This is a genomic window from Robertmurraya siralis (genome assembly GCF_005502275.1).
GTDB classification, from domain to species: Bacteria; Bacillota; Bacilli; order Bacillales; family Cytobacillaceae; genus Robertmurraya; species Robertmurraya siralis.
Map to the genome: position 1 here is coordinate 99,179 of NZ_SWLZ01000007.1, position 13,715 is coordinate 112,893.

12 protein-coding genes are annotated in these 13,715 nt (G+C 38.1%); all 12 read left to right on the top strand.

Translation table 11 applies throughout. The features are described 5' to 3' along the window. The first annotated feature begins 19 nt into the window (after positions 1–19). The gene (locus FCJ93_RS11190) at positions 20–1,012 is read left to right on the top strand and encodes a glycosyltransferase family 2 protein (RefSeq protein ID WP_137743704.1); all 993 of its coding nucleotides are present in this window, start codon (positions 20–22) and stop codon (positions 1,010–1,012) included. Continuing rightward, entirely contained in the window at positions 1,009–2,499 is a 1,491-nt protein-coding gene (locus tag FCJ93_RS11195) for a lipopolysaccharide biosynthesis protein (protein ID WP_137743705.1), read from the top strand. Before FCJ93_RS11190 ends, FCJ93_RS11195 begins: the two co-directional genes overlap by 4 nt. A gap of 2 nt (positions 2,500–2,501) precedes the next feature. Next, positions 2,502–2,999 carry a GNAT family N-acetyltransferase gene (locus tag FCJ93_RS11200; RefSeq protein WP_137743706.1) on the top strand — a complete coding sequence of 166 codons (498 nt, stop codon included), beginning with the start codon at positions 2,502–2,504 and terminating at the stop codon, positions 2,997–2,999. Positions 3,000–3,035: 36 nt separating this feature from the next. Continuing rightward, entirely contained in the window at positions 3,036–3,941 is a 906-nt protein-coding gene (rfbA, locus tag FCJ93_RS11205) for a glucose-1-phosphate thymidylyltransferase RfbA (RefSeq protein WP_095314305.1), read from the top strand. Next, positions 3,907–4,998: a DegT/DnrJ/EryC1/StrS family aminotransferase gene (locus FCJ93_RS11210; RefSeq protein WP_137743707.1), complete on the top strand. Its 1,092-nt coding sequence runs from the start codon at positions 3,907–3,909 to the stop codon at positions 4,996–4,998. The genes rfbA and FCJ93_RS11210 overlap by 35 nt, the downstream gene beginning before the upstream one ends. A 217-nt stretch (positions 4,999–5,215) precedes the next feature. Next, positions 5,216–6,265 (top strand): dTDP-glucose 4,6-dehydratase, encoded by a 1,050-nt coding sequence (rfbB, locus tag FCJ93_RS11215; RefSeq protein ID WP_095314311.1) that lies wholly within the window; start codon positions 5,216–5,218, stop codon positions 6,263–6,265. Next, positions 6,262–7,314 (top strand): lipid II:glycine glycyltransferase FemX, encoded by a 1,053-nt coding sequence (locus FCJ93_RS11220; protein ID WP_170211291.1) that lies wholly within the window; start codon positions 6,262–6,264, stop codon positions 7,312–7,314. The genes rfbB and FCJ93_RS11220 overlap by 4 nt, the downstream gene beginning before the upstream one ends. Positions 7,315–7,463: 149 nt before the next feature. Then, complete coding sequence (locus FCJ93_RS11225; protein WP_137743709.1) at positions 7,464–8,390, top strand: beta-1,6-N-acetylglucosaminyltransferase; 927 nt, start codon at positions 7,464–7,466, stop codon at positions 8,388–8,390. Between the two features lie 11 nt (positions 8,391–8,401). Continuing rightward, positions 8,402–9,700 carry a type III PLP-dependent enzyme domain-containing protein gene (locus FCJ93_RS11230; protein ID WP_235879451.1) on the top strand — a complete coding sequence of 433 codons (1,299 nt, stop codon included), beginning with the start codon at positions 8,402–8,404 and terminating at the stop codon, positions 9,698–9,700. 20 nt (positions 9,701–9,720) lie between these two features. Next, complete coding sequence (locus FCJ93_RS11235) at positions 9,721–11,445, top strand: M28 family peptidase (RefSeq protein WP_137743710.1); 1,725 nt, start codon at positions 9,721–9,723, stop codon at positions 11,443–11,445. Between the two features lie 13 nt (positions 11,446–11,458). Further along, a complete protein-coding gene (locus FCJ93_RS11240) occupies positions 11,459–12,412 on the top strand; it encodes an ATP-grasp domain-containing protein (RefSeq protein ID WP_137743711.1) in 954 nt (317 codons plus the stop codon). Between the two features lie 111 nt (positions 12,413–12,523). Beyond that, the gene (locus FCJ93_RS11245) at positions 12,524–13,600 is read left to right on the top strand and encodes an acyltransferase family protein (protein WP_095314321.1); all 1,077 of its coding nucleotides are present in this window, start codon (positions 12,524–12,526) and stop codon (positions 13,598–13,600) included. The last annotated feature ends 115 nt before the right edge of the window (positions 13,601–13,715 follow it).

Consider the following 13,715-nt stretch of genomic DNA (forward strand, 5'->3'; position numbering starts at 1 on the left):
TACAAGAAGGAGATTGAAAATGAGCGTGCTCGTGAGTATTAATTGCATTACCTATAACCATGAAGCATATATTCGCTGTGCAATAGAAGGTTTTCTGATGCAACGGACAGAATTTGCTTTTGAAATTTTGATTGGAGAAGACTGTAGCACCGACAGAACGCGTGAGATTGTTGAAGCATATAGAAAACAGTATCCCGACAAGATTCGGATCATTACTTCTCAAAATAATGTTGGTTCAAGTGAAAATAGCTTAAGATTGCTTGAGGCTTCGCAAGGAAAGTATATCGCTCTTTGCGAGGGGGATGATTATTGGACAGATCCGTATAAATTACAGAAACAAGTCGACTATATGGAAAATCATTCGGACTGCACCCTCTGTTTTCATGGTGCTAAAATTTTTGATGAAGGAAAACAAAAAATGATTTCAGATATTAAACCGTACGTTAAAAGTAGGATTAGTCCAGTGGAAGATATTATTTTTGGAGGAGGTGGATTTTGCCCGACAGCTTCCTTGCTGTTCCGTAAACAGTCTGCGGAGCAACTGCCATTGTTTTTTCAAAAAGCTCATGTAGGTGATTACCCGCTCCAAATGTATTTAGCAAGTCAAGGCTATGCCTATTATTTGGATGGAATGATGGCGGTATACCGCTATGGTGCTGAAATGTCTTGGAACTATCAATTAAATTCCGGGGAGGATCGGCTTGAGAAAGCAATCAAATTAAAGGAAGCTGATAATCGTCTATTAGAGGAATTCCATCGTTTTACAAATGGACGTTATCAAATGGCGATTGAAAGTACAAAGAGGAAAAACGAATTTGCTATTTTGCTGCTCCAAAATCGAATGGGGGAGCTGAAAAAACAGCCCTATCGAACTTTTTACAAAGAATTAACCGTCAGTCATCGTATCAAATTGAGGGTGCGCTACCACTTGCCAAGGGTTTATCGATGGATACTCAAGCTGAAGAAGCTTCTGAAGAAACTGGCTATCGTACGTCTTGGTGTGAATAGATGAGAGATTACCAACAAGTAAAAGAAAGAACGATAAGTGGATTAATTTGGAGCTTTATTGATTTATTAGCAAGCCAAGGAATTCAATTTGTCGTCCTGCTTATTCTTGCTAGAATTTTAGCACCGGAGCATTTTGGTTTAATTGGAATGGTGGCGATCGTGATTGCGGTCTCGAATTCGATTATTGATAGTGGTTTCTCTCAAGCGCTTATTCGTGAGAAAGAAGTGTCCAGAGCAGAGTACTCTACTATTTTTTATTTCAATATTTTGATGTCGAGTCTGCTGTATACGGCTTTATATGTAGCGGCCCCTTATATTAGTGCTTTTTTTAATGAATCACAGTTAATGATCATGATTCGCTTCTTGTCTTTCGGAATCGTAGTCAATTCCTTTGCGATTATTCCGAGAGTCCTGCTTATTAAAAAGCTTCAGTTTCGAACGCAATCGCTCATTACAATGACTTCTTCGACTTTAGCTGGAATCTTCTCTGTCTATTTAGCGGCAAAGGGTTATGGAGTATGGAGTTTAGTCGTGCAGGCACTGATGACCCAAGCTTTACAAACTATTTTCCTTTGGACTGTTACGAAATGGCTGCCTGTATGGTCATTTAAAATAGCCTTTTTTCGAAGATTATTTCGTTTTGGTTCCAAGCTTCTGCTCTCAGGATTAATTGACACTTTCTATCAAAATATTTATTCACTTTTGATCGGAAGGCTTTATCCAGCAGCCATGCTCGGATATTATACGAATGCGGCGAAATTGACCGATGTTATTGCTAATTCGACAACCGCTGCACTTCAGAGAGTTACATATCCTGTATTGAGCGGCTTTCAAGATGATGCGCTGCAACTGCGGAATATGTATGAAAGATTGATCAGGCTTGCAGCATATATCATGTTTCCATTAATGATCGGATTTCTGACGGTGGCTGAATCGTTCATTCCTTTGCTGCTCGGGGAACAATGGATTCATTCGATTGGTTATTTTAAACTATTATGCTTAGCGGCGATGATTTACCCGTTGCATGCTTTAAATTTGAATATTCTTCAGGTGAAGGGAAGGGCAGATTTGTTTTTAAAGCTTGAGATTATAAAGAAATCATTGTTGACGCTACTAATTGGGGCGTCTTTATTGTTTTCCTTAGGGATATACGGCTTGATAACAGCGGCGGTTTTGTGTTCCTATCTTTCTTTGTTTATAAATACTTACTACTCCGCTAGGGAAATATCCTATTCTGTTCAAGAACAGCTGAAAGATTTAATCCCTTCGTTTTTTTTAGCACTGTTAATGGGAGGCTTCGTATTATTGGTTGGAATGTTGCTGCCAGAGCTATATTTCATCCGTATCCTTGTCCAAGGATTAAGTGGAGTTATTTTCTACTTTACTATGAGCAGGGTCTTAAAGCTATTTGAATTTGAGATTTTATATTCGGAACTGATGAGAATTTTTAATGGTCGCAAAGAAAAATTAATGAAGGCAAAAGGAGCATAAATATGAATGATGTTACAGTGCAAAAATACCAGCAACAATTTCAAGCACAAGGCTATCGTTTTGAACTACTTCCGTTAACAGAGGAAAATGTCGGGCGAATAAGTAGCATTTTTGAGGCTTTAAATTCTGAGTTTCTTTTTCCTGTTGAAGATAAAGAAGCGTTGACAACGTATGCCAATAAGCTGCTAAAAAACGGTTATAATTTTATCTTATCAACTGGGAAGGAGGATATCGCGATCACCTCTATTTATGCGAATGATTATCGAACAAAAATAGCATTTTGCAACAGCTTTGGAATCGTTCCTGCTTATCGGGGCAATCGGATTGTTGTCAAATTAGTCGAATTTAGTTTAGCGTTTGCGAAGGAGGTCGGGATGGAAAAATATCGAGCAGAGATAAATAAAAAAAATTCAAAATGGCTTCAGTTTTTATTGGGCTATCAATTTCAAATTGAAAAGGAGACAGACAATCATTCGTACTTGATTATTAAAGATTTGTAGATATATTTGAAAATCGATAAATGGAGGCTGATGGAAATGAGAGGCATCATCTTAGCAGGGGGGCGAGGAACTCGACTGTACCCGATTACACAGGCTATTTCGAAACAATTATTACCGATTTACGATAAACCGATGATATATTATCCTCTATCAGTTCTTATGCTAGCAGGAATTCGAGAAATTTTAATCATTACCACGCCGAGGGATCTTCCATCCTTTCAGCAATTGCTTGGGGACGGTTCACAATGGGGCATTGAGCTTGAATACGCAATACAGAAGCATCCACGCGGTTTAGCGGATGCTTTTATTATTGGGGAAAAATTTATCGGAGATGAAAAAGTCGCTCTGATTCTAGGAGATAACATTTTCTACGGTCAAGGATTCACCCCGATTTTAACAATCGCAGCAAATTTAAAAGAAGGGGCGATCATTTTTGGTTATCAAGTAAAAGATCCGAAACGTTTTGGTGTTGTCGAGGTGGACGCTCATCATAACGCAATTTCCATTGAGGAAAAACCGAAGGAGCCAAAATCTAATTATGCCGTCACAGGGCTCTATTTTTATGATAATGAAGTGGTGAAGATCGCAAAGAAGGTAAAGCCTTCCCCCCGTGGGGAACTGGAAATTACGGATATTAATCAGGAATATTTACGAAGAAAGCAATTGAAGGTCGGGTTATTAGGACGTGGCTTTGCCTGGCTTGACACAGGAACATTTGAGAGTTTTTTGGATGCCAGTCATTTTGTGGAAACGATAGAAAAACGACAAGGATACAAGATTGCTTGCTTAGAAGAAATTAGTCTTCGCAATAAGTGGATTTCTGAAGCGGAGGTTTTGACGAGTGCTTTAAATTATAAGAACGAATACGGGGCTTATCTTCACGACTTAGTGTTTAGGAGGGATTCCAATGATACCAGTCTCACAACCATTTCTACCTCCTAAAGAAGAATATGACCAGTATATTTCACAGCTTTGGGATACGAAATGGCTTACAAATCAAGGGATATATGTCCAGCAGCTTGAAAGTGAATTAAAGAAGTACTGCCAGTGTTCTTCCCTTTTTTATGTAAACAATGGTACATCAGCATTGCACCTTGCCATCAAAGGCCTGGGAATAAAAAATGAAGTGATTACTACTCCCTTTTCATTTGTGGCGACGACGACATCGATTCTTTGGGAGAACTGTACCCCTGTTTTTGTTGACATTGATCCGACGACATTTTGCATCGACGCAGAGAAAATCGAGGCGGCGATAACGGATAGAACAGAGGCTATTTTGGCAACCCATGTTTTCGGTATACCTTGTGAGGTTGAAAGAATTGAAGAAATTGCAAGGAAGCATAATCTATTGGTGATTTACGATGCTGCACATGCATTCGGTGTGCAATACAAAGGCCGCTCATTGCTGACATATGGAGATTTATCGGCGATTAGCTTTCATGCAACAAAGCTCTTCCATACGGTTGAAGGTGGAGCAATTATGAACAATACGGAAAATAGCGAACTTGACCAGACGATCCAATTAATGAGGAATTTTGGTTTTGTTGGAGAGAATTACGCGATGATCGGACTGAATGGTAAAAATTCGGAATTTCACGCGGCTATGGGTCTATGTAATTTGAAATATGTCGATGCATTGATTGAAAAGAGAAAAGAGCTATCTGAAGCTTATCGCAAACTTCTTGGAGACAAGCGAGAAACGCCCGATATAATGAAGTCAACGAAATATAATTATGCTTATTATCCAATTCTGTTCGAAACGGAGGGACTGTTATTGCAAGTGCAAAAAAATTTACGTGATAATCAGATTGCCTCAAGGCGATATTTTTATCCATCACTCAATACATTGCCTTATGTGACGAGCGCTCACAAATGTCCGGTTTCTGAGGATATTTCCAGAAGAATCCTTTGTTTGCCATTATACAGTGACCTCACTTTAGAGGAAGTCGAATGGATTGCTGCCATTGTAAAAGAAGGACAAAAAGCAGTCATCGTTTAGAGGCGGAAAAAGTAGTCGAAAAGGACGGTTGAAAAAGTCGCTTTTGGAAAGGAATGAGTTTTTAATATGGCGATTTGTGAAGGCCTAAGTATTATTTTCACCTTTCGTTTTGCCAATGCCTTTTGAAAGCCAGAGTAATTTACTGGAGTATGACTGATAAAGAAAAATAGGTGTGTGTCTAACGTAAGCTTCATAAATAAAGAGGTGGAGAGATCGGATGAATTTATTGGTTACGGGTGGGGCTGGTTTTATCGGTTCTAATTTTATTTCCTATATGCTGTCAAACGTTAGGAATGATCTTTATATTGTTAATTTGGATAAATTAACGTATGCCGGAAATCTTCGTAATGTGGAGGCGGTGGAGAATGACCCACGTTATTCCTTTGTTCACGGAGATATTTGTGATGAAAATCTTGTCGCAAAGATTTTTGAGAATTATAAAATTGACGGAGTGATCCATTTTGCTGCAGAATCTCATGTTGATAAATCAATCGAAAATCCAAGGCCTTTTTTGCAAAGTAATATTATCGGTACCTATACGTTATTAGAAGCGGCGCGAAATTATTGGATGGATGGAATCGGTGTTTATAAAAAAGGGTTTGCACATGCAAGATTTCATCATATTTCAACAGATGAGGTGTATGGAAGTCTTGGAAAAACAGGCCATTTTACAGAAGAAACGAAGTATGCGCCGAATAGCCCGTATTCAGCTAGCAAGGCTTCTGCCGATATGATCGTCCGCAGTTATTTTGAGACCTTTGGCTTGAATGTGGTTACGACTAATTGCTCGAACAATTTTGGTCCAAGACAGCATGATGAGAAGCTTATTCCGACGATTATCCGAAGGGCACTCGCATTAAAGCCGATTCCCATTTACGGAAATGGAGAAAATGTCCGGGATTGGCTTTTTGTTACTGAGCATTGCCGAGCAATAGAAAAAGTTTTTGTAAAGGGCAAAGCTGGTGAAACGTATGTAATTGGTGGTCATAATGAAAGGAAAAATATAGAGATTGCAACGATGATTTGTGAAGTTCTTGATCAAGTTCTGTCCGAGCAGCTCAAAAGTTACCATCTTACAAGTTATAAAGAATTAATACAGTATGTGAGCGATCGTCCAGGTCATGATTTTCGCTATGCGATTGATGATCGCAAACTTTGCGAAGAACTTGGCTTTGTTCACAAATATTCTTTGCAAGAGGGAATGGAACAGACTGTTTCTTATTACTTAAAAAAATATGTGGACGGACTGGAAGGAGCATGGATATGAGTGCTAATTCCTCCCTTCTCGAACAGCTTCATTTGCTTAGATCAGCAGATGATTGGAGCCCTTTTTTAGCTCGGTTCTCGAATCTTGATGTTTATTATACAAAAGAGTATGCAGAGTTATTTGCTGTTATTCAAAATGGCACACCGAACGCGATTTATTTTGAAAATGAAAATGGAAAGGTCTTTTATTCATTTATAAAAAGAGGCATTGATGGTACCGGGGAATTATATTTTGACCTTATTACACCATATGGATATGGTGGTCCGTTAGTTGAGGGGGATCCGACGATTATTCGCTCGTTTTATTCATTATTTACCGAGTATTGTCTCAAACAAAATATTGTTTCTGAGACAGTCACACTCCATCCACTCTTAAAAAATCATGAATATATAAAAGAAGTTATGAAGACGGATTATGTGCGGAAAACAACAGCTGTTGATTTGTCCCTTTCGCTGGACGAAATTAGAAGTCAATATTCAAAGAATGCGAAAAGAAATATTCGGAAGGCCGTTAAAAACGAGGTGACGATTTCCGTTGCGAACAGCAAAGAGGAAATTGATCAATTTACAAATATGTATTATGAAACGATGGATCGCCATAAAGCATCAAAATTTTATTATTTTGATCGTTCCTATTTTCATAAGCAATTAATGGACACAAATTTGAGCAAGTCAGTGCTTTTGCTAGCATGGAGTCATTCAGAGATGATCGCTGGAGTGCTGCTGTTAATAGGCAATCAATTTGCCCATTATCATCTCGGTGCATCGAGAGCAGAATTCTTGTCCTTACGACCGAATCATCTCTTATTTGACGCGATGATTGAATATGCAAAAATGTGCCATTCCAAGTTTCTTCATTTAGGAGGTGGGTATTTAGATGAGGATGAATTGTATCGCTTTAAAACCTCATTTACGAACAAAGCCTCTTTTGATTATTACCTAGGCAAACATATTATTAATGAAAAGAAATATAGCGAGCTTACAAAGCCAGCAATCAAGTCGAGTGAAAAAAGCTATTTTCCAGCGTATAGAATGGGACAAAACGATTGAATTGTTCTTTATAAAGAACTATAATGTATACAAATAAGAATCATTGTTGATTTTTCTGAGAAATGTTCGGTATAAAAAACGAGGATTGGACAGACAAAGTCAAAAATGGACGAAATATAAAGCTATTTTCTTAAAAAGGAGTCTTGAAATTGAAGGGAACGGCAAAGACCGCTTTTATGTTGCTTGTGCATAATCATCCTGAACAGTTGAATAAATTTTTAATGCAGCTAGTCGAAGAGGAGGCAGCGGATGTATTTATTCATATTGATGCGAAAAGCGATCCAAGCATGAGGGAAAGAATTATTCGGCATCCTCATATAACGATTTTAGAAGAAAGAGTGGCTGTAAGCTGGGGTGACATTAGTCAGGTTGACGCTACGCTTCTTTTATTAGAAGCTGTTTGCAATTCGGACGTTCACTATGATTTTGTTTGCTTAAGAAGCGGGCAGGATTTATTAGTGAGAAATGGTTTTAAACAATTTTTAGCAGAGCATAGAAATTCTCTCTTTTTAGCATATCGGACGCTACAAGAGAAAGATTTCGGGATGGTAAAAATACAATGGCCAAAAATCGTCCGAAATCGTTACGCTAATTATCATCCTTTACGCCTATTGCGCCGGTTATTGCTTTTGCTTTACAAACGAGGCGTACATATTCTGCCAAACAGAAGGTATTTCCCTGAGCATTTCACGCTTTACAAAGGGTCGCAATGGTTCACAATCCCGTTTGAGGCGGCTGTTTTTATCATTGACTTTCTGAATAAGAATCGCTGGTACTATCCTTTTTTTGAACATTCATTAGTACCAGATGAGAGTTTTTTTCATACGCTTCTTTTAAATTCCACTTACAAAGAAAAGGTCATTAATACTAACCTCTATTTTTTAAAATGGGGGGAATCGCTGAAAGAAAGAAATTCGCCGCAATGTTTGCATATCGGAGACAGAGCTTTAATTGAAAACTCTAATATGTTTTTTGCGCGGAAGTTTAATGAACAGTTCGACAAAGAGGTTGTGGAGTATTTTAAAGCCCGAGTGAAACTAGATCGAGCAAATGAATTGGTTGCACACAAATATTGAGGAGGCCTGTTTTGAAAAGCTCAGTACAAGATCGCAATTTAGTAATAGATTTGATGGGAAAGAACATGAATTATGAAATCGTTCAGTCTTTAGCAAAGAGCTGCGGAGGCGCTTTTTTTCTACTTGATCTCGATCAGTTGGAGAATAACTATCATAAAATCAATCAAGCATTTAAAAAGCAATATAACAATTTCATTATTGCTTATTCTTATAAAACCAATTATTTACCTGCTTTATGTAAAAAGTTAATTTCATTAGGTGCTTATTCAGAGGTTGTTTCAAGATTGGAGTATGATCTTGCTCTTCGATTAGGCGAGAACGGTAAGCATATTATTTTCAATGGACCGATAAAGAGTAAAGAAGATATTTATTTTGCTCTGCAGCAAGAAAGCATCATTAATTTAGATTCATTTTATGAAATAGACTACGTGAAACAGTATGCCTCTGAAAATCCGTCGCGCTCTATTTCGCTTGGGGTGAGGGTGAATTTTGCGTTAATGGAGGATGGCGAGAGTATTTTACAGGATGGCTATGATGTCAGTAGATTTGGGTTTTCAGTAGAAAATGGAGATTTAGAAAGGGCGATTTACGAGTTGAAAAAAATAGCGCAAGTAAAAATAATTGGCTTGCATGGGCATTTTTCAACAAGAACGCGCTCTCTGGCTTTTTTTCGTCACAAAACAGAAAGACTGTGTCAGCTTGCAAAAAAATACATTAATGAAACACTCCAGTTTATTGATATTGGCGGAGGAATATACGGAGAGCTGCCAAAGAGCTTTAATAGGACCGTTCCTTCCTTCGATGATTATGCTGCGGCAATTGGCTCAGTAATGAGAAATGAATTTGCTGGGGCGAGCAATAAGCCCAAATTAATATTGGAACCGGGTGTTTCGATGGTTGCGAATACGATGAGCTTCGCTTGCCAAGTAATGGAACATAAGCGCGTGCAGGGGACTAGTTTTATCCTTGTTGATGGAAGTGCCTACAATATTAAACCTACTATGCATAAAAGTAATCTTCCTTTTAAAATTGTTGCAAAAAATCATAACTCAAAGCTCGAGCATTTATTTCATATCGTTGGCTATACGTGCATGGAACGAGATTATTTAGCGCATAACGTACATGGAACTCTTCCACAGCAAGGGGACTATCTCATTTTTGAGCAGGTCGGAGCGTATACGCTCGTCTTGAATCCACTTTTTATTAAAGAGCGTCCTGCTGTAGTAGCAAGGGAAAAGGGACAGGCTTTTCTTATTAGAAAAAAAGAGACGCTTGCAGATGCCTTCAATGAAAATATTTATCGTTTTTAAATTGAGGAAAGAGGGAAAGCATGAAAGAAGAATTAAGAAGAACAGTCCCTATTAGCGAAAGAAAGTATCTTCTTGCAAATGTCCTCTATATTTTTGCGATCTTGGTGACATGCATCATTGCTGTTTACCTCGGTTTTCTGCAGTTTCGTGGACCGGAGGTGAAACCGCTTCAAGCTAACGCAGAGCAATTTTCAGCAGAGCGGGCCTTGCGATATTTGGAGAACTTTGCAATCAGCCCGCATCCTGTTGGCTCACCTGAACATGAAAGAGTCAGAGATTATTTAGTGAACGCTTTGGAGGGGCTAGGGCTCTCTCCGGAAATACAGACAGTTGCAGACTCTCTTTTTTCATGGGGTGAACCCTTTGATGGCATCGTTGAGAACATTTTAGCAAGAATACCGGGACAGAATTCCTCGCAAGCGATTATGCTAACAGCCCATTATGATTCGGAACATAATAGTCCTGGCGCTGCTGATGATGGAGCGGCTGTGGCGGCCATTTTGGAAACGGTTCGGATTTTGCAGGAAGGAGAACCATTAAAAAATGATGTTATTATTCTCCTTTCTGACGGTGAAGAATTGGGGTTACTGGGAGCGCAAGCGTTTGTTAACGAGCATCCGTGGGTGCACGATATAGGAATTGTCTTAAATTTTGAGGCGAGAGGAAGTGAAGGTCCTTCAGTTTTATTTGAAACGAATGAACATAATGAAAGATTAATAGAAGAGTTTGCGAAAGGGAGCTCCCATCCAATCGCTCATTCCTTTATTTCCGATTTATATAGAATGATGCCGAACGAAACAGATTTAACTTTATATAAATCACATGGAATGTATGGGTTGAATTTTGCCTTTTTTGAAGGCACATATGGCTACCATTCTCCCGAAGACTCTATTGAAAATTTAAGTATCAAAAGTCTCCAGCATCATGGTGAAAATATGCTTGAATTAGTTCATCATTTCGGAAACATGGAACTGGAGGCGAAAGAAGATGGCTCCAGCCTATTTTTCAACCTGTTTGCCGAAAAGGTCGTCTTTTATGGGAAGCAGTACGTCATTCCAATCATGATTGCGGCTATTTTTCTCTTTATTTTAACATGCGTGCATGGGATAAGAAAACAAGAGATGACCACAGCAAGAATCCTGTTTGGTTTTCTTTTCTGCGTTTTAAGTGTGGCTTTCTCTTATTTTGCAGCAGAAGGGTTATTAAAACTTTATTCAGCGTTGACCGGTTCCGATCTATGGTCAATCGGTGCTTATCCAAAATTGAGTAATCCTTTATTTATCTCAATTCTATTCATGATTGCTGCCCTTCTTACTGGTGCTTATTGTTTCATACTAGATGCTATAAAAGGGCTGAATTTTTTCATGGGATCATTATTAGGATGGTTAATTTTAATCGTCGTAAGCAGTTTTCTTTATCAAGATTCTAGTTATATCTTTGTTTGGCCATATTTATTTGCTCTGATTGGAGTCAATGTTTTCTTGAGGATAAAGAAAAGCATAATGAAAAAAGTAGTCTCTTTAATGATCGTTATTTTTTCATGCCTGTTTATCACCCCGATTATGTATTTAGTTTATGTGCTGCTCACCATCCATTATGTGGGAGTTCTTGCTGCTGCTTTTGCATTATCTCTGGTGTTCATAATTCCAGCGTTCAGTCAAATAAGTAGACGCTATTTATCTATATTCCCAGCGTTTTTATTACTGTCGGGGGTATTGACATTTTTATTAGTGTGGAGTCACTAAAAAGGAGAAAGCTATGAATATATTAATATGCAGTGTAGGAAGACGTGTTAAATTGATTGAATATTTCAAAAGGGAGTTAAATGAAATCAATGGCAAGGTTGTTGCCGTTGATTGTGATCCAACTGCACCAGCGCTGTACTTTGCTGATCAATTTGAAATTGTTCCTCGAATTGATCAGCATGACTATGTTCAGGAAATTAAGGCGTTATGCAAGAAGTATGAGATTTCGGCTGTTCTATCGTTGATCGATCCAGAGCTTTCATTGTTGGCTCGTTACAAGGAAAAATTTAAAGAAGATGGTGTCGCGGTGATTGTTTCAGACGAGCCGATAATAGAAATTTGTTTTGATAAATATTTGACTTCGACGTTTTTGCAGGAGCATGGGCTTCCTCACATTCCTACTTATACAAATATAGAGGAAGTGAGAAGCGCTTTAGGGAAAGGAATCCTGCGTTTTCCTTTAATCATTAAACCGAGAAACGGCAGTGCAAGCATGGGGATACAATATGTCACCACAATTACGCAGCTTCAATTCTTTTATAACCATGATGTTGTGATTCAGCCTTTTATTGAAGGTGAAGAATTTGGGGTCGATTGCTATATAGATTTGATTACAAAAGAAGCAACGAATATTTTTATGAAGAAAAAAATAAAAATGAGGGCTGGTGAAACAGACAAATCGGTTGCTGTCAAAGATCCAAGGCTAAGGGAGCTTATGACCGCATTATTGGAAGTTTTGCAGCCAGTCGGTCCAATTGATATTGATTGCTTTTATACGGAGCAGGGATATGTGATTTCCGAAATTAATCCAAGATTCGGTGGCGGCTATCTCCATGCTCATGCAATGGGGCAAAACTTTGTCAAAAATTTAGTCACTAACTTGCAAAATATCGCCAATGTCCGTGATGAAGTAAATTATCAAGAAGGAAAAATTCTTATAAAATATGACCATTATCTTGTTTTGTAATCGTGATCGTTCGTTTACTGCTATCGGCTTTTAAAAAATCTTCCAAAATGGTAAGGAGCAATCGCAATATAAGATAGAAATTAAATTTCCAGATGGAAAGAGGACGTTGTGATGAGGAAACATTTGAATTTAATTCAATTTTCAAGAGTCCTGGTCCCGTTTTTTGTCATTTTATTGCATGCCAAAGCTTTTCTAACTACTTACTTCCATTACGATTTTTTGCATCTATCTAATGTTGACCGTTCAGGAGGAGTGTACTATTTTTTCGCCCTCTCAGGCTTTATGGTGTATTACTTGTATCATCAAAGCTTTGGCGATCCTTCAAAATTAAAAGAGTATTTATACCACAGATTCATTAGAATCTATCCACTGTATTGGATGATCACGTTCATGATATTACCTATTTATTTCATCTATCCTAATCTTGGTTCCGGAAATGAACGAGAAATCGGGCATATACTCTCTTCCTTGCTGCTCTTTCCTGATGGGAGACCGCCGATATTAGGCGTGGCGTGGTCGTTGGTTCATACGGTCTTTTTTTATTTAATCATTGGTCTGCTCTTTTTTAAAAACAAATGGCTTTCCCTGTTTCTTCCCGTTCTATGGGCAATGCTATCTTTGTTTTTCAGTTTACATATATTGTCCAGTACAAATTATTTTATAAATTATTTGTTCAATTTTAATAATCTCATTTTTTTGCTCGGATTCTTATGCGCCTATGTTATTTTAAGAGTTGAAATTAGTGTGAAGATTTCAACGATTATGGTGATTATTGGACTTGCGGGCTTTCCTTTGGCATGGATCAATGAACAAAATCGTTTTCTTCCCATTGATTTGCCATATACTACGACAATTGCATCTGTTCTTCTTATTCTTGGTTTTTCGTCGCTGGATTTACAAAAGGAAATCCGCATTCCAAGGCTAGCTAAGTTATTAGGTGATGCTTCATTTTCGATTTATTTAACCCATTTCACCTCCATGTCTGCTATAAGTATTTTCTTTAGTACTGCTTCATCATTGGCTATTCCTAACATCATGTTAGCTATTTTGCTTATTACAGCTTCAATGATAGGTGGTGTATTTGTATATGCGTTTGTGGAAAAACCATTGTATCGAAGGCTGAGAAAAAGAACAAAGCGCATGGAAATTGTCGTCGTGCAAAGTTTCTTCTCTTTTTGGTTGTGTTAAAAAATATTGTTGATCATGCCATTATTTGCTCATTTTCGCTCTGACTCGATGAAACGAGGGAGAAAACAAGCTTTCTCACGAAATGAGCCAAAAATCAACAGAATCATATAGCATA